The organism is Comamonas sp. BIGb0124 (genome assembly GCF_003752175.1).
Lineage (GTDB): Bacteria > Pseudomonadota > Gammaproteobacteria > Burkholderiales > Burkholderiaceae_C > Comamonas_F.
The window spans coordinates 303380-318606 of the sequence record NZ_RJVF01000014.1; the positions used below are offsets into that span (position 1 = coordinate 303380).

At 66.7% G+C, this 15227-nt stretch carries 13 protein-coding genes; 8 read left to right on the forward strand and 5 right to left on the reverse strand.

Annotation, left to right across the window (positions count from 1 at the left end; genetic code table 11):
* Positions 1-6: 6 nt before the first annotated feature.
* The 3 genes from tam to acnB are packed head-to-tail and all read left to right on the forward strand — an operon-like array spanning position 7 to position 4499.
* A complete protein-coding gene (gene tam, locus EC845_RS19375; protein WP_123299777.1) occupies positions 7-798 on the forward strand; it encodes a trans-aconitate 2-methyltransferase in 792 nt (263 codons plus the stop codon).
* Positions 795-1886: a CoA ester lyase gene (locus EC845_RS19380; protein ID WP_123299778.1), complete on the forward strand. Its 1092-nt coding sequence runs from the start codon at positions 795-797 to the stop codon at positions 1884-1886. The genes tam and EC845_RS19380 overlap by 4 nt, the downstream gene beginning before the upstream one ends.
* Before the next feature lie 21 nt (positions 1887-1907).
* The gene (gene acnB, locus EC845_RS19385) at positions 1908-4499 is read left to right on the forward strand and encodes a bifunctional aconitate hydratase 2/2-methylisocitrate dehydratase (protein WP_123299779.1); all 2592 of its coding nucleotides are present in this window, start codon (positions 1908-1910) and stop codon (positions 4497-4499) included.
* A gap of 270 nt (positions 4500-4769) precedes the next feature.
* Here acnB and EC845_RS19390 read toward each other — a convergent pair whose 3' ends face one another.
* Positions 4770-4943 (reverse strand): DUF1328 domain-containing protein, encoded by a 174-nt coding sequence (locus EC845_RS19390; RefSeq protein WP_123299780.1) that lies wholly within the window; start codon positions 4941-4943, stop codon positions 4770-4772.
* Positions 4944-5111: 168 nt separating this feature from the next.
* Positions 5112-5816 (reverse strand): molybdenum cofactor guanylyltransferase, encoded by a 705-nt coding sequence (gene mobA, locus EC845_RS19395; protein ID WP_123299781.1) that lies wholly within the window; start codon positions 5814-5816, stop codon positions 5112-5114.
* A 128-nt stretch (positions 5817-5944) separates the two neighbouring features.
* Between mobA and EC845_RS19400 the strand changes: the two genes are divergently transcribed.
* From EC845_RS19400 to EC845_RS19410, 3 genes are all read left to right on the forward strand, one after another.
* Entirely contained in the window at positions 5945-6925 is a 981-nt protein-coding gene (locus EC845_RS19400) for an LLM class flavin-dependent oxidoreductase (protein ID WP_123299855.1), read from the forward strand.
* Positions 6926-7110: 185 nt separating this feature from the next.
* On the forward strand, positions 7111-10086 hold the full coding sequence (locus EC845_RS19405; protein WP_123299782.1) for an aconitate hydratase: 2976 nt from the start codon (positions 7111-7113) through the stop codon (positions 10084-10086).
* 171 nt (positions 10087-10257) lie between these two features.
* Positions 10258-10827, forward strand: coding sequence for a nitroreductase (locus EC845_RS19410; RefSeq protein ID WP_123299783.1), 570 nt, complete (start codon positions 10258-10260; stop codon positions 10825-10827).
* 37 nt (positions 10828-10864) lie between these two features.
* On the opposite strand, the gene EC845_RS19415 is transcribed toward EC845_RS19410, so the two are convergent.
* On the reverse strand, positions 10865-11776 hold the full coding sequence (locus tag EC845_RS19415; RefSeq protein ID WP_123299784.1) for an aspartyl/asparaginyl beta-hydroxylase domain-containing protein: 912 nt from the start codon (positions 11774-11776) through the stop codon (positions 10865-10867).
* Between the two features lie 128 nt (positions 11777-11904).
* Here EC845_RS19415 and EC845_RS19420 point away from each other — a divergent pair, with 128 nt between their 5' ends.
* A complete protein-coding gene (locus tag EC845_RS19420; RefSeq protein ID WP_123299856.1) occupies positions 11905-13122 on the forward strand; it encodes an FAD-dependent monooxygenase in 1218 nt (405 codons plus the stop codon).
* Between the two features lie 161 nt (positions 13123-13283).
* The gene (locus EC845_RS19425; RefSeq protein WP_123299785.1) at positions 13284-13805 is read left to right on the forward strand and encodes a copper chaperone PCu(A)C; all 522 of its coding nucleotides are present in this window, start codon (positions 13284-13286) and stop codon (positions 13803-13805) included.
* A 24-nt stretch (positions 13806-13829) separates the two neighbouring features.
* On the opposite strand, the gene EC845_RS19430 is transcribed toward EC845_RS19425, so the two are convergent.
* Positions 13830-14018: a zinc-finger domain-containing protein gene (locus tag EC845_RS19430; protein ID WP_233598187.1), complete on the reverse strand. Its 189-nt coding sequence runs from the start codon at positions 14016-14018 to the stop codon at positions 13830-13832.
* A 166-nt stretch (positions 14019-14184) separates the two neighbouring features.
* Positions 14185-15123 carry a branched-chain amino acid transaminase gene (locus EC845_RS19435; protein WP_123299787.1) on the reverse strand — a complete coding sequence of 313 codons (939 nt, stop codon included), beginning with the start codon at positions 15121-15123 and terminating at the stop codon, positions 14185-14187.
* Between the last annotated feature and the right edge of the window lie 104 nt (positions 15124-15227).

Genomic DNA, 15227 nt, shown 5'->3' on the forward strand with positions numbered 1-15227 from the left:
GAACCGATGACAGCCTGGAACCCCGATCTCTACCGTCGCTACGAAGACGAACGTACCCGCCCGGCGCAGGAGCTGCTGGCGCGTGTGCCGCTGTCCGAGGCGCGCGAGATCGTGGATCTGGGCTGCGGCCCCGGCAACTCGACGGAGTTGCTGGTGCGCCGTTATCCCCAGGCGCAGGTGACGGGCATCGACAACGATGCCGCCATGATCTCCAGCGCCCGGCTCAGATTGCCGGGCGTTGCCTTTGAGCAGGCCGATCTGGCCGCTCCGGACGCATGGGCCGCCCTTGGCCGTCCCGCGCCCGACCTGATTTATGCCAATGCGGCACTGCAGTGGGTGGATGGGCACGAGACCCTGATCCCCCGGCTGTTTGCCGCGCTGGCGCCGGGTGGCGTGCTCGCCATCCAGATGCCCGACAACCGGCAGGAGCCGACGCACCGGCTCATGCGCGAGGTGGGCGCTGCGGCGCCCTGGTCATCGCACATGGGCGATGTGCATGCCATGCGCACCGGCATCCTGCCGCTGCGCGACTACTACGACCTGCTGGCCCCCGAGGCCGCCGGCGTGGATGTCTGGCATACCGTGTACCAGCACCCCATGGCCTCGGCCGCAGCCATCGTCGAGTGGGTGCGGGCCACCGGCCTCAAGCCTTTCCTGGCCCGCCTGCCCGAGTCGTTGCAGGCGGGTTACCTGGCCGAATACGAACGCCAGATCGATGCCGCCTACCCGGCGCAGCGCGACGGTCTGCGTCTGCTGGCCTTTCCCCGCATGTTCATCGTTGCACGGCGGGCTGCATGATCCGTCCGGCTTCATCTCCCCTCACGCCCGGCCTGGCCTTGCTGGATGCGCAGGGCGGCGCGGTGGCGCTGCCGGTGTGCGACCACTACAGCGGGGTCGAGCCGCGCATGCGCAAGAGTCTGGCCCTGCAGGCCGAGATGGCGCACGAACGCGGAGCCTGCGTGTTCGACGTGACGCTGGACTGCGAGGACGGCGCGCCCGTGGGCGGCGAGGCCGACCATGCGTCGCTGGTGGCCGAACTGGCGCTGGCGCAGGCTGCGCGCGACAGCGCCGTGCCGCTGCGTGTGGCTGCGCGCGTGCACGCCGTGGACCATCCGGCTTTCGAGAACGACATCCGTACGCTGGTCGGCCGTGCCGGTGCGGCGCTGTGCCACATCATGCTGCCGAAGGTGGAGTCGGTCGACGACGTCGTGCGTGCCGTGGCCGCCATCGATGCGGCGCTGCCCCCCGGGGTGGCTCCGTTGGCCGTGCATGCCTTGATCGAGTCGCCGGCGGCCGTCCACCGGGCCTTCGACATCGCGGCACATCCGCGCGTGCAATCGCTGAGTTTCGGTCTCATGGATTTTGTGTCGGCCCATGGCGGTGCCATTCCGGCGCAGGCCATGACGGCGGCGGGCCAGTTCGACCACCCCCTGGTGCAGCGGGCCAAGCTCGAGATCGCCAGCGCCTGCCATGCGCATGGCAAGGTGCCCGCGCACGGCGTGGTCACCGAGTTTGCCGATCTCGGCGCCCTGGGCGTGGCCGCTCGCAGGGCGGCCCGGGAACTGGGCTACACCCGCATGTGGAGCATCCACCCCGCGCAGATTCAGCCCATCGTCGAGGCCTTTGCACCGGATGCAGCGGCCATCGACGAGGCCGTCGCCATCCTGTCGCAGGCGATGGCGTCGGACTGGGCGCCCATCGCCTACCGGGGCCACCTGCACGACCGCGCGAGTTACCGCTACCACTGGCATGTGCTGGTGCGTGCCCGCCAAGCCGGTTGCGTGCTGCCCGCCGAGATCCTGGCCTGGTGGCCGACCGTGGGCCAGACGGCCCACCTGCCGAATTCCGGCGGCCCTGGTGCCGCCGCATCCCATCCCCACCCATAACCGATGAAACTGGAGATAACCATGTTGCAAGCCTACCGTGAACATGTTGCCGAGCGCGAGGCGCTGGGCATTCCCCCCCTGCCGCTCGAAGCCAAGCAGGTTGCCGAACTGATCGAACTGATCAAGAACCCCCCCGCCGGCGAAGACGCTTTCCTGCTCGACCTGCTGACCCATCGCGTGCCCCCGGGCGTGGACGATGCCGCCAAGGTCAAGGCCAGTTTCCTGGCTGCCGTGGCGCACGGCGATCTGCAGGTGGGCCTGATCTCCAAGGCCAAGGCCACCGAACTGCTGGGCACCATGGTGGGCGGCTACAACGTGCATCCCCTGATCGAGCTGCTCGACGATGCCGAAGTCGCCGGCGTGGCGGCCGAAGGTCTGAAGAAGACGCTGCTGATGTTCGACTTCTTCAACGACGTCGCGGAAAAGGCCAAGGCCGGCAATGCCAAGGCCAAGGAAGTCATGCAGTCGTGGGCCGATGCCGAATGGTTCACCAGCCGCCCCGAAGTCGAGAAGAAGATCACGGTGACGGTGTTCAAGGTGCCTGGCGAGACCAACACCGACGATCTGTCGCCGGCCCCCGATGCCTGGAGCCGTCCGGACATTCCGCTGCACTACCTGGCCATGCTGAAGAACACCCGCTCGGACGCGGCCTTCACGCCCGAGGAAGACGGCAAGCGGGGTCCGATGCAGTTCATCGCCGACCTCAAGAAGAAGGGCAACCTGGTGGCCTACGTGGGCGACGTGGTGGGTACGGGCTCCTCGCGCAAGTCGGCGACCAACAGCGTGATCTGGGCCACCGGCGCCGATATTCCGTTCGTGCCCAACAAACGTTTCGGCGGCGTGACGCTGGGCGGCAAGATCGCTCCCATTTTCTTCAATACGCAAGAAGATTCGGGCTCGCTGCCCATCGAGGTCGATGTCTCCAAGCTGGAGATGGGCGACGTCATCGACGTGCTGCCGTATGACGGCAAGCTGGTGAAGAACGGCGAGACCGTGGCCGAGTTCCAGCTCAAGAGCGACGTGCTGTTCGACGAAGTGCGCGCCGGCGGCCGCATCAACCTGATCATCGGCCGCTCGCTCACCGCCAAGGCGCGTGAGTTCCTGGGCCTGCCTGCTTCGACCGTGTTCCGCCTGCCGCAGGCTCCTGCCGACTCCAAGGCCGGTTTCACCCTGGCGCAGAAGATGGTGGGTCGCGCCGTCGGCTTGCCGGAAGGCCAGGGCGTGCGTCCCGGCACCTACTGCGAACCCAAGATGACGACGGTCGGTTCGCAGGACACCACCGGCCCGATGACCCGCGACGAGCTCAAGGATCTGGCCTGCCTGGGCTTCTCGGCCGACATGGTGATGCAGTCCTTCTGCCACACGGCCGCTTATCCCAAGCCGGTGGACGTGAAGACGCACCGTGAACTGCCCGCTTTCATCAGCAACCGCGGCGGCGTGGCCCTGCGCCCGGGCGACGGCGTGATCCACAGCTGGCTGAACCGCCTGCTGCTGCCCGATACCGTGGGTACGGGCGGCGACTCGCATACCCGTTTCCCCATCGGCATCAGCTTCCCGGCCGGCTCCGGCCTGGTGGCTTTCGGCGCCGCCACCGGCGTGATGCCCCTGGACATGCCTGAATCGGTACTGGTGCGTTTCAAGGGCGAGATGCAGCCCGGCGTGACCCTGCGCGACCTGGTGCATGCGATTCCGCTGTATGCCATCAAGGCCGGTCTGCTGACCGTGGCCAAGGCCGGCAAGATCAACATCTTCTCGGGCCGCGTCCTGGAAATCGAAGGCCTGCCCGACCTCAAGGTGGAACAGGCGTTCGAACTGTCCGACGCATCGGCCGAACGGTCGGCTGCCGGCTGCACCATCAAGCTCAACCCCGAGCCGATCAAGGAATACCTCACCAGCAACGTCGTGCTGATGAAGAACATGATCGCCAACGGTTATGCCGATGCCCGCACGCTGGCTCGCCGTATCGAGAAGGTGGAAGCCTGGCTGGCCAAGCCCGAGCTGCTCGAAGCCGATCAGGATGCCGAGTACGCTGCCGTGATCGAAATCGATCTGGCCGACATCAAGGAACCCATCGTCTGCTGCCCGAACGATCCGGACGACGCCAAGTTCATGTCCGAAGTGGCCGGCACCAAGATCGACGAAGCCTTCATCGGCTCGTGCATGACGAACATCGGCCACTTCCGTGCGGCTGCCAAGCTGCTGGGCGGCCAGCGCGACATCCCGGTCAAGCTGTGGGTCGCCCCGCCGACCAAGATGGACGAAAGCGAACTGATCAAGGAAGGCCACTACGCCGCCTTCGGCACGGCCGGTGCCCGCACCGAAATGCCGGGCTGCTCGCTGTGCATGGGCAACCAGGCCCAGGTTCGCGAAGGCGCGACGGTGATCTCGACCTCGACCCGCAACTTCCCCAACCGCCTGGGCAAGAACACCAACGTGTTCCTGGGCTCTGCCGAACTGGCCGCGATCGCCTCCAAGCTGGGCAAGATCCCGACCGTCGCCGAGTACCACGAAGCGATGGGTGTGGTGAACAAGGACGGCACGTCGATCTACAAGTACCTCAATTTCGACCAGATCGAAGAGTATGCCGATACGGCCAAGGGCGTGGCCGCCTGAGCCGGTTCGACGCAGGACCTGACGAACCCGGGCGCGTGAGCGCCCGGGCAAGATGAAAAAGCCGACCCGGGTGACCGGGTCGGCTTTTTTTCAGGGTGGAACGTCGTACATAGAGCCCATTCGGCAGAGACTGAACAGCAAGAGGCCGGTCCCCGCTTGGCAAGGACCGGCCAATGCCGGATGTCGAACGCCGCGCACCCAGGGCCCCCGAGGCAGAAGGCGCGCGTGGCGCATCGGGGACGCCGGGACGTCGCGCCGGCAGGCCGAGTGCTAGGTGATCGCGCCGATGCCCAGGATGGCCAGGACGATCATGACCACGGCCACGATCAGGAACAGGAAGAACAGGATCTTGGCGATGCCTGCCGCGCCGGCTGCGATGCCGCTGAAGCCCAGGCCCCCGGCGATGAGCGCGATGACGGCAAAGATGATGGCGTATTTCAGCATGGTGGACTCCTTGAATGGGTGGCCTGGCGTGTTGTCGAAACGGTGGTTTTGCCGGTCACCTGCGGTACTTGAACCACGCCGTCAGGATAAAACGCCGGATGTCGCGCGGCCTTAGGTCAAGGCGGATTGGGGGCGTAGGACAAAAGCGCCGCGCCTGCTGCCGGTTCTTCAGGTGCGGTCGGCATAGGCCTGCAGGTCGGCCAGGGTGTTGAAGTTGCGGAAGGCATCGTGCGGCAGCTCGACCTGGACGTGCCGGTGGCTGGCGAGCCAGCGCATCATCTGCCGGTCGCCGGCGGCCAGGTAGGCCTGCAGCGAAGGACAAAGAGCGGTGCGCAGCAGGGCGAACGTCGGGTGCTGCCAGGTTCGGCCGTCGGCATCGCGTGTGCAGGGCAGAGCGATGTCCGCTTCTGCCTCGTGCAAGGCGCGGTGCAGGGTGGCGACGAGGTCGTGCGGGAACAGCGGGGTGTCGCAGGCGGCGACCTGAACCAGCGGCGTCGCCGCATGCGACAGGGCGGTCAGCAGGCCGGCGAGCGGGCCGTCGTGGCGTGGCGGCGGCTCGCTCGAGCGGCTCTCGGGTGCGGATGGGCGCGAGGCGGGCGAGGCGGCCTGCACGCGCGCATCGGGCCAGACGGGCCAGCCCCATGCCGCGTACTGGTCGAGGTGCCGATTGGCATTGAGCGCCAGCACGGCCACCTGCGGTGCCAGGCGCGTGGCGCAATGCCGGGCCAGTGCCTGGCCGTGCAAGGGTTGCAGCCCCTTGTCGAGACCGCCCATGCGGCGTCCCTCGCCTCCGGCCAGGATCACGCCCGTGACATCGGTCTGGCGAGTCACGCTCGGCGCGGCCGGCGGTGGGCAGGATGCGGTCAAGGACATGTCGGCTGTGCCATGCAGAGTGAACGGCTTGAGTGTATGGTCTTTGCATGAACGCCGAGACTTCAACCACAACATCCCCCACGCCCGACGCCGCCCGTCCCAATCCGCTGGCCGGCGTCGCCCTGTCGATGCTCGATCTGGTGCCGGTGCGCGACAAGGGCACCGTCGCCGAAGCCCTGAAGGAGTCGCTCGATCTCGCCCGGCACCTGGAGGCCCTGGATTTCAAGCGCTTCTGGCTGGCCGAACACCACAACATGGACGGCATCGCCAGTTCGGCCACGGCCGTGCTGATCGGCCATATCGCCGGCGGCACGCAGCGCATTCGCGTGGGGTCGGGCGGCGTGATGCTGCCCAACCATGCGCCGCTGGTGGTGGCCGAGAACTTCGGCACGCTGGCCGAACTGTACCCGGGCCGCATCGATCTGGGCCTGGGCCGTGCACCCGGCACCGATCCGGCCACCATGCGGGCGCTGCGCCGGGATCGCATGGGCGATGGCGAGGACTTTCCGCAGAACGTTCAGGAGCTGCAGCGACTGCTGGGGCCGATGCAGCCCGGTCAGAAACTGGTCGCCATGCCGGGTGCCGGCACGAATGTGCCGATCTGGCTGCTGGGCTCGAGCCTGTTCAGTGCGCAGCTGGCGGCGCACATGGGCCTGCCCTATGCCTTTGCCTCGCACTTCGCGCCGCGCTTCCTGCTGCAGGCGGTGAAGATGTACCGGGAGCTGTTCCGGCCGTCGGCCACGCTGGCTCAACCGTATGTGATGGTGGGCGTGCCCGTGGTGGCAGCGCCTTCGGACGAGGAGGCTGCCTACCTGGCCACCACCATGCAGCAGCGTGTGCTGTCCATCGTTCGCGGTCACCGCATCCGGATGCAGCCGCCGATGACGCCCGACGCGCTCGCCGCGACGTGGTCGCTTCAGGAAGAGCACGCGGTCGAGAGTTTCCTGGGCCTGGCAGCGATCGGCGGGCCCGAGCGCGTACGCACCTGGCTGGAACATGTCGTGGCGGAAACCGGTGCCGACGAGCTCATGCTGGTCAGCGACATCTACGAACCCGAACTGCGCAAGCGTTCGCTGGAGATCGTGGCGGGCCTGCGCCGAACGGCGTGACAGGGTCGTGACGCCCGGCTGCAGGCGGGTGCCTGTCGTGCCGGGGTGTCGCAATCCTGACTGAACCGTTATCCACCTACAGCGGCTTGCTCGGCTTTTTGCCACAATGTTCCGGAAAGCCTGGGGGACCGGCTGGGTCTGGCGTCGAGGCTGTTCATAAGAACCATGATGAAGGAGCTTTAGACATGACCGTAGCAACCCGCAAGCCGCGTGCCGCCCATGGCCGTTCGCCCGAACCTGCCAAGGCCGCCAAGTCGCCCAAGGCCAAGGGGTCCGCCGCCCGGAGCCTGGCGCCCAAGCACCCGTTTGCGTCGACCCGCAAGACCTTCAAGACCGCATCGGGCAAGGAAGGCCAGTTCTTCTCTCTGCCCGCGCTGGCCAGGCAGTATCCCGAAATCAACCGCCTGCCGGTGTCCATCCGCATCGTGCTCGAGAGCGTGCTGCGCAATTGCGACGGCCAGAAGGTGACCGCCGAACATGTGGCGCAACTGGCCCGATGGGGCGCCACGGCCGAACGCACGGACGAAATTCCCTTTGTCGTGGCGCGTGTGGTGCTGCAGGATTTCACCGGCGTGCCGCTGCTGGCCGATCTGGGGGCGATGCGCAACGTGGCCGAGCGCATGGGCAAGAAACCCAAGACCATCGAGCCGCTGGTGCCGGTCGATCTGGTGGTCGACCATTCGGTGATGATCGATTACTTCGGTGGGCCGAAGGCACTCGACCTGAACATGAAGCTGGAATTCAAGCGCAATCAGGAGCGCTATCAGTTCATGAAGTGGGGCATGCAGGCCTTCGACACCTTCGGCGTGGTGCCTCCGGGCTTTGGCATCGTCCACCAGGTGAATCTGGAATACCTGGCGCGCGGTGTGCACAAGACGGCCGACAAGCTCTATTACCCCGACACCCTGGTGGGCACCGACAGCCACACCACCATGATCAACGGCATCGGCGTGGTCGGCTGGGGCGTGGGCGGCATCGAGGCCGAGGCTGCGATGCTGGGCCAGCCGGTCTATTTCCTGACGCCCGACGTGGTGGGCTTCGAGTTCACCGGCCGCCTGCGGGAAGGGGTGACGGCAACCGATCTGGTGCTGACGGTGACCGAGCGCCTGCGGCAGGAAAAAGTCGTGGGCAAGTTCGTCGAGTTCTTCGGCGAGGGGGCGGCCAGCCTGGCGCTGCCGGATCGCGCGACCATCGGCAACATGGCACCCGAGTACGGCGCCACCATGGGCTTTTTCCCGGTCGACGACAAGACCATCGACTACTTCAAGGGCACGGGCCGCACCAAGGCCGAGATCGAAGCCTTCGAGGCTTATTTCAAGGCCCAGAAACTCTACGGCATGCCGCAGCGCGGCGAGGTCGATTACACCAAGGTCATCAGCCTCGATCTGGGCAGTGTGACGCCCAGCCTGGCCGGCCCCAAGCGGCCTCAGGACCGCATCGAGCTGGGCCGGGTCAAGGAAAATTTCGTCGATCTGTTTTCCAAGCCGATCTCGGCCAACGGTTTCAACCAGGCCGCCGAAAAGCTCGATCGCCGCTACACCACGCGGGCCGCCCGCAAGGACGAATCGCCCGAGACACCGGCCACGCCGGCCGGCGCCTCGCGTGAACTGGCCGAGATGGAGCTCAACCGCCATACGCTGACCGCTGCGGAGAGCACCGGCAAGGCACCGGACAAGGCTTCTGCAAACGATCTGGAAATCGGCAACGGCGATGTGCTGATCGCGGCCATCACCTCGTGCACCAACACCTCCAACCCCAGCGTGCTGCTGGCGGCAGGCCTGCTGGCCAAGAAGGCCGTGGAGGCCGGCCTGAAGGTGCGCAAGCACATCAAGACCTCGCTGGCGCCCGGTTCGCGCATCGTCACCGAGTACCTCGAGAAAGCGGGGCTGCTGCCTTACCTCGAGAAGCTGGGTTTCTCCGTGGCGGCCTATGGCTGTACCACGTGCATCGGCAATGCCGGCGATCTGACGGCGGAGATCAACGAAACCATCATCCGCAACGATCTGATCTGTGCGGCGGTGCTGTCGGGCAACCGCAATTTCGAAGCGCGCATCCATCCCAACATCAAGGCCAATTTCCTGGCCAGCCCGCCGCTGGTGGTGGCCTACGCCATCGCCGGCAATGTCAAGATCGACCTGATGACCGAGCCGGTCGGCAAGGGCAAGGGCGGCAAGGACGTCTACCTCGGCGACATCTGGCCGACCAGCGACGAGATCTACAAGCTGCTCAAGTACGCGATGAACGGCAAGAAGTTCCGCGACAACTACGACAAGGTCAAGACCGATCCGGGCAAGCTGTGGGAGAAGATCAAGGGCGTCACGGGCGACGTGTACAACTGGCCGACCAGCACCTACATCGCCGAGCCGCCGTTCTTCAAGGACTTCACCCAGGAGCCGGTCCGGCCGGAGCCGGGAACGGCGCTGGGCGTGCATGGCGCACGCATCATGGGCCTGTTCGGGGATTCGATCACCACCGACCACATCTCGCCGGCGGGTTCGTTCAAGGACACGACGCCGGCGGGTCAGTACCTGCTGGCGCAGGGCGTGCAGAAGGCGGATTTCAACTCCTACGGCTCGCGCCGCGGCAACCACGAGGTGATGATGCGCGGCACCTTCGCCAACGTGCGCATCAAGAACCTGATGCTGCCGGCCCGGCAGGATGGCGGGCGCGAGGAGGGCGGCTACACCCTGTTCCAGCTGCCGGGTGAAGGCCAGGGCAGCAAGATGGCCATCTACGACGCGGCCATGAAGTATGTTGCGGCGGGTGTGCCGACCGTGATCTTCGGCGGCGAGGAGTACGGAACGGGCTCCAGCCGGGACTGGGCGGCCAAGGGCACGCAGTTGCTGGGCATCCGGGCCGTGGTGGCCAAGAGTTTCGAACGCATCCACCGCTCCAACCTGGTCGGCATGGGCGTGCTGCCGCTGCAGTTCATGCCCGGCGATTCATGGGAAAGCCTGGGCCTGGGCGGCCACGAGACGATCGACATCGAGCTGGGCGAGGTCATCCGTCCGCAGGCCGAAGCGACGCTGGTGATTCACCGCGAGGACGGCACGCGCCAGCGTGTGCCGCTGATCCTGCGCATCGATACGCCCATCGAGGTGGACTACTACGAGCATGGGGGCATCCTGCCCTATGTGCTGCGCCAGTTGCTGGCGGGCTGACACAGACCGACGCCACGGAGGCGGCCCTGCCGCTTCCCCCGGCTGCAAGCACCTTCGGATGGAGGTGCTTTTTTCATGCCCGTTTGGCGGGGCTGCGGCAAGCTGCGATGATGCGGGTTTGCCGCCATCGGTGCGGTCCGTCTTTACCGTCTGCCCCAGGATTTCCTGTCCATGCCGCTTGATTCCCCGATCGACACGCTGCTGGCCCGCCGTTCGTGCTGGCCGCTGACCACACCCGCCCCGCAACAGCCGGAGCTCGATGCCATTCTGGACAGCGCCGCGCGTGCGCCCGACCATGCGGGTCTGGTGCCGTGGCGCATCGTCATGCTGCGCGGCCAGGCCCGGCACGATGTGCTGGCGCGGGTGCTGGCCCATCCGCAGGCGCAGACCGACGAGGTGCAGGCGCTGCGCGGCAAGTACACCGCCAAGCTGACGACGGCACCGGTGGTGCTGGTGCTGGCGGCGCATGTGGCCGACCATCCGAAGGCCCCCGAGTTCGAGCAACTGCTGGCGGTGGGCGGCGCGGCGACCAATATGCTGAATGCGGCCTTTGCACTGGGTTACGGTGCGTTCTGGAGCAGCACGCCCGGCGCGCTGGGCCGGCTGCTGCACGATGTGCTGGGTTTTGGCCCGCAGGACCGCATGCTGGGCCTGCTCAATATCGGCACGCGCGTGCATGCGCTCGAGCCGGTGGCGCGTGCACCGCGCAGCCGCTATGTGCGCGAGTGGACAGCCGACTGAAACGGGTGGCGCAGGGCGCCACCCGGCTTGAGCGCTCTCAGAGCCAGAAGACGAAAGCGGCGACGACCGCGATGATGAGCGCGAACTTGGTGACCTTGTAGGCCGTGCGGTTCCAGGCCTTGAAGCGCCTGCGGTACTGTCCCATGATCCACGAGATGTAGAACAGGCGGTTCACCAGTCCGGTCTGGTCGCTGTTCTCGTTGGGAGAGCTGGCGGCTGTCATGACGTTGCGGGCAAACCAGCGGTTGAGCGATTCGGCCCAGCCGAAACGCAGCGGCCGCTCGACATCGCAGAACAGGATGATGCGGCCCTGGTCGGTGGTGTTGTCGACGCGGTGGATGAAGGTCTCGTCGAACAGCACGCTTTCGCCGTCTTTCCAGAAATAGCGTTCGCCGTCGACTTCGATGTAGCAGCGGGCATCGTTGGGCGTGACCAGACCCAGGTGGTAGCGAATGGATCCGGCGTAGGGGTCGCGGTGCGCATTGAGCTTGCCGCCGGCCGGCAGCGAGGCGAACATCGCGGCCTTGACCTCGGGAATGCGCTTGAGCAGGGCGACGGTCTGGGGGCAGAGCACATCGGCCGAAGGGTGGTGGGCCTCATACCACTTGAGGTAGAAACGGGTCCAGCCTTCCTTGAAGAAGGAGTTGAAGCCGGCGTCGTTGTTCTGTTCGGCGGCCCGGATCTTCTTGGCTTCCTCGAGCGCGAGCGCTTCGGCCTTGATGATTTCCCAGTTGTCGTCCAGCAGCTTGAGGCCGGGGAAATCGCGGTGGTCGAGGTAAGGCTTGGCCGGCACCCGCGAAAACAGGTACATGAAGCAGTTGAGCGGCGCCAGCACCGTGGTGTGGTTGATCACCTGGCGCCAGAAGCTGGTGCGGACCTTGCCACGGAAGTGGATGTAGGCCGCGGAAAGAATGAACAGGGCCAGAATGCCCCATTTGAGAAAGTCCATGGATATGTGCCAGTGAGTGTCTTGTCTGCCCTGGATGCAATCTTCCATTCTAGGCTTTTGGTGCTTGCATGTCCCGCCTTGCCCTGGCTCAAGGTGCGTGCATGCCCCTGCATTGCACAATGTTGACCATGCAAACTTCTCATGTGATTGTCGCCGGCGCCGGAATCGCGGGCCTGGGTGCCGCCCTGGCTTCGGTCCGATCGGGCCTGCGTGTGACCGTGCTGGAAAAGGCCGAATCGCTCAGCGAGGTGGGGGCCGGACTTCAGCTCGGACCGAATGCGGTGCGGGTGCTCGACGATTGGGGCCTGCTGCCGCAACTGGAGTCGGTGGCGGCCGAGCCGCAGCGGCTGCGCATCATGGATGCGCGCAGCGGCCGGACGCTGGCCGGCATGGACTTGGGGCAGGCGATGCGGGAGCGCTACGGCTGGCCCAACCTCACGGTGCGGCGCGCCGACCTGCAGGCCGTGCTGCTCGAGGCCGTGCGCGGCCAGTCCCAGGTCGAACTGGCGCTGGGCCAGGCGCTGTCGCGGGTCGAGCAGACGCCCGAGGCGGTCGCCGTGCATACCTCGGATGGGCGCATGCGGCGGGCCGACGCGCTGTTCGGTTGCGATGGGCTGTGGAGCGCGGTGCGCTCGCATGTCCGTGCCGACGGCGCACCGCGCGCCACGGGCCATATCGCCTGGCGCGCCTTGCTGCCGCGGTCGGCGCTGCCTGCGGGCGTGGCGCCGGATCAGACCAGCGTCTGGGTGGCGCCGCGTTTGCACGCGGTGGCTTACCCGGTCGCGCGCGGCGAGTGGCTCAATGCCGTGCTGTTCACGCATGCCGGGGACCTGCACGGGGCGTCGCAAGGCGAGGAGGCCGGCCTTGCGGCCGCGCAGGACTGGGATCTGGACGCGCAGCGGCAGGCCTTGCAGCAGGCGGTTTCGGCTGCCCACCCCGCGCTGCGGGCGCTGGTCGATGCCGCTCCGCTGTGGCGCCGGTGGGTGTTGCACGACCGGCCGGCGCTGCTGGATCCCCGGGGTTATGCCCAGGGACGGGTGGCGTTGCTGGGGGACGCGGCCCATCCGATGCGTCCGCATATGGCGCAGGGAGCGGCCATGGCGCTGGAGGATGCCCAGGCCCTGGCCGGCCTGGCGGCCCGTGACGGCGCCGAGGGCTTGCCGGCGGCGCTGGCCGTGTACGCCGATCGGCGCTGGCGCCGCAACGCGCGCGTGCAGTTGCGGGCCCAGTTCAACGGCATGGTGATGCAGGCGTCCGGCCCGCTGCGCTGGGGGCGCGACCTCGCCATGTCGCTGCGCGGTGAAAAACTGCTGGACATGCCTTGGCTGTACGGGTTCAGGGGCTGACCGGCTCGCGCTTTGTCCCTGCACGCGGGCGCGGTCTTTACGGCATCGGATAATGGCTGCCGCATGTGCGAGGTGGGCGCCGGGCGAACGTTCGGTTGATCGGCCCCGGTGCCGTGTGCGGCAGGCATCGGCCTGTTGACTGATTTTGCGGATGGATTCCCATGACCTTACGATTCGACCGTCTTGCCCGGGCTGCGGCCCTTGCCGCCGCCATGGGCCTGAGCGCTGCCGCAGCCTGTGCGCAGGTCAGCGTCGAGCAGCCCTGGGCCCGTGCCACCGTGGCCAGCCAGAAGAGCAGTGGCGTTTTCATGAACCTGAAGGCGACGGGCGACGCCCGCCTGGTGGGCGTGTCGACGCCCGTGGCCGGCGTGGCCGAGGTGCACGAGATGCGCATGGACGGCGACGTGATGCGCATGAGGGCCATCGAGGCCCTGCCGCTGCCTGCGGGTCAGACGGTGGCGCTCAAGCCGGGCGGCTATCACGTGATGCTGATGGATCTCAAGCAGCCGCTCAAGGCGGGCGACCGCTTGCCGCTGACGCTGCGCATCGTCGATGCGCAGGGCAAGCAGCAGGATGTGGCGCTGGAGGTGCCGATCCGGGCGATGGGCAGCGCCGCTGCCGCACCTGCGCACGGCGCAGACGGTGCCGCGGCCGGTGGACACGGCACCCCTCACAAGCACTGACGGCTTGCGGCGAGCCGGCCGGGCTCAGTGGCCCTTGAGCACCTCGCCGGCCTTCAGGCGGTAGACGGTGCCGCAATAGGGGCATTTGCCTTCGCCTGCATGCGCGATCTCGATGAAAACGCGCGGATGCGTGTTCCAGATCTTCATGCCGGCCTTGGGGTTGGGACAGAACACGCCGCCATGGTCGTGCACCTCCTTGGCGGTCAGCTCGATGACCGGTGCGGGGCGGCGGGCGGGGGTGCCGGCAGCAGTCGTGTTGGCTGGGTTGCCGGTCGTGGGGGCGCTCATGTTCTGGGTCTCCTGTCGTCGGTGTCGGTTGGACTGGCCGTGATTGTCGCAGCGTGCGGCGGGTACGGCCGTGTTTGCCCGTGGGCCGCGCTCAGATTTTGGTCAGCCAATGGGCATAGGCCGGGTTGCGGCCGTTGACGATGTCGAAGAAAGCCTGTTGCACTTTTTCGGTGATCGGGCCGCGCGAGCCGCTGCCGATCTCGAGGCGGTCGAGTTCCCGGATGGGCGTGACTTCGGCTGCGGTGCCGGTGAAGAAGGCTTCGTCGGCGATGTAGACCTCGTCGCGGGTGATGCGTTTCTGCACCACCTCGATGCCGAGGTCGCGGGCGATGTGAAGGATGGTGTTGCGGGTGATGCCGTTGAGTGCGCCGGCCGAGAGATCGGGGGTGTAGATCACGCCGTTCTTGACGATGAAGATGTTCTCGCCCGAGCCTTCGCTCACGAAACCGGAGGAGTCGAGCAGCAGCGCTTCGTCGTAGCCGTCGTCCGTGGCTTCCATGTTGGCCAGGATGGAGTTGGTGTAGTTGCTCACCGCCTTGGCCTGGGTCATGGTGATGTTGACGTGGTGCCGGCTGTAGCTCGAGGTCTTGACCCGGATGCCGCGCTTGAGGCCGTCTTCGCCCAGATAGGCGCCCCAGTGCCAGGCCGCGACGATGGCGTGCACGGTGTTGCCCTTGGGCGAGACACCGAGCTTTTCGGAGCCGATCCACACCAGCGGGCGCATGTAGGCGCTCTTCAGCCCATTGGCGCGCAGCACGTCCTGGTGCGCCTGATTGATCTGCTCGGCGGTGTAGGGCACTTTCATGCGCAGGATCTTGGCGCTGTTGAGCAGCCGCTCGGTATGGTCCTGCAGACGGAAGATGGCAGTGCCGTCCTGGCCGTCGTAGGCGCGCACACCCTCGAAGACACCCGCGCCGTAGTGCAGGGTATGGGTCAGCACGTGGATCTTGGCATCGCGCCAGTCGACCAATTGGCCGTCGAACCAGATTTTGCCGTCGCGGTCGTCCAGCGCGGAAATCACGGGTGTCATGTCGAGTCCTTCTTTTTCGATCGTTGCAAGGGATGGTGCAAAAAAAGGCGCGGCCCGGTGCCAGGGACACCGGGCCGCGTCTGACTGCGGACCATTCTACGGCG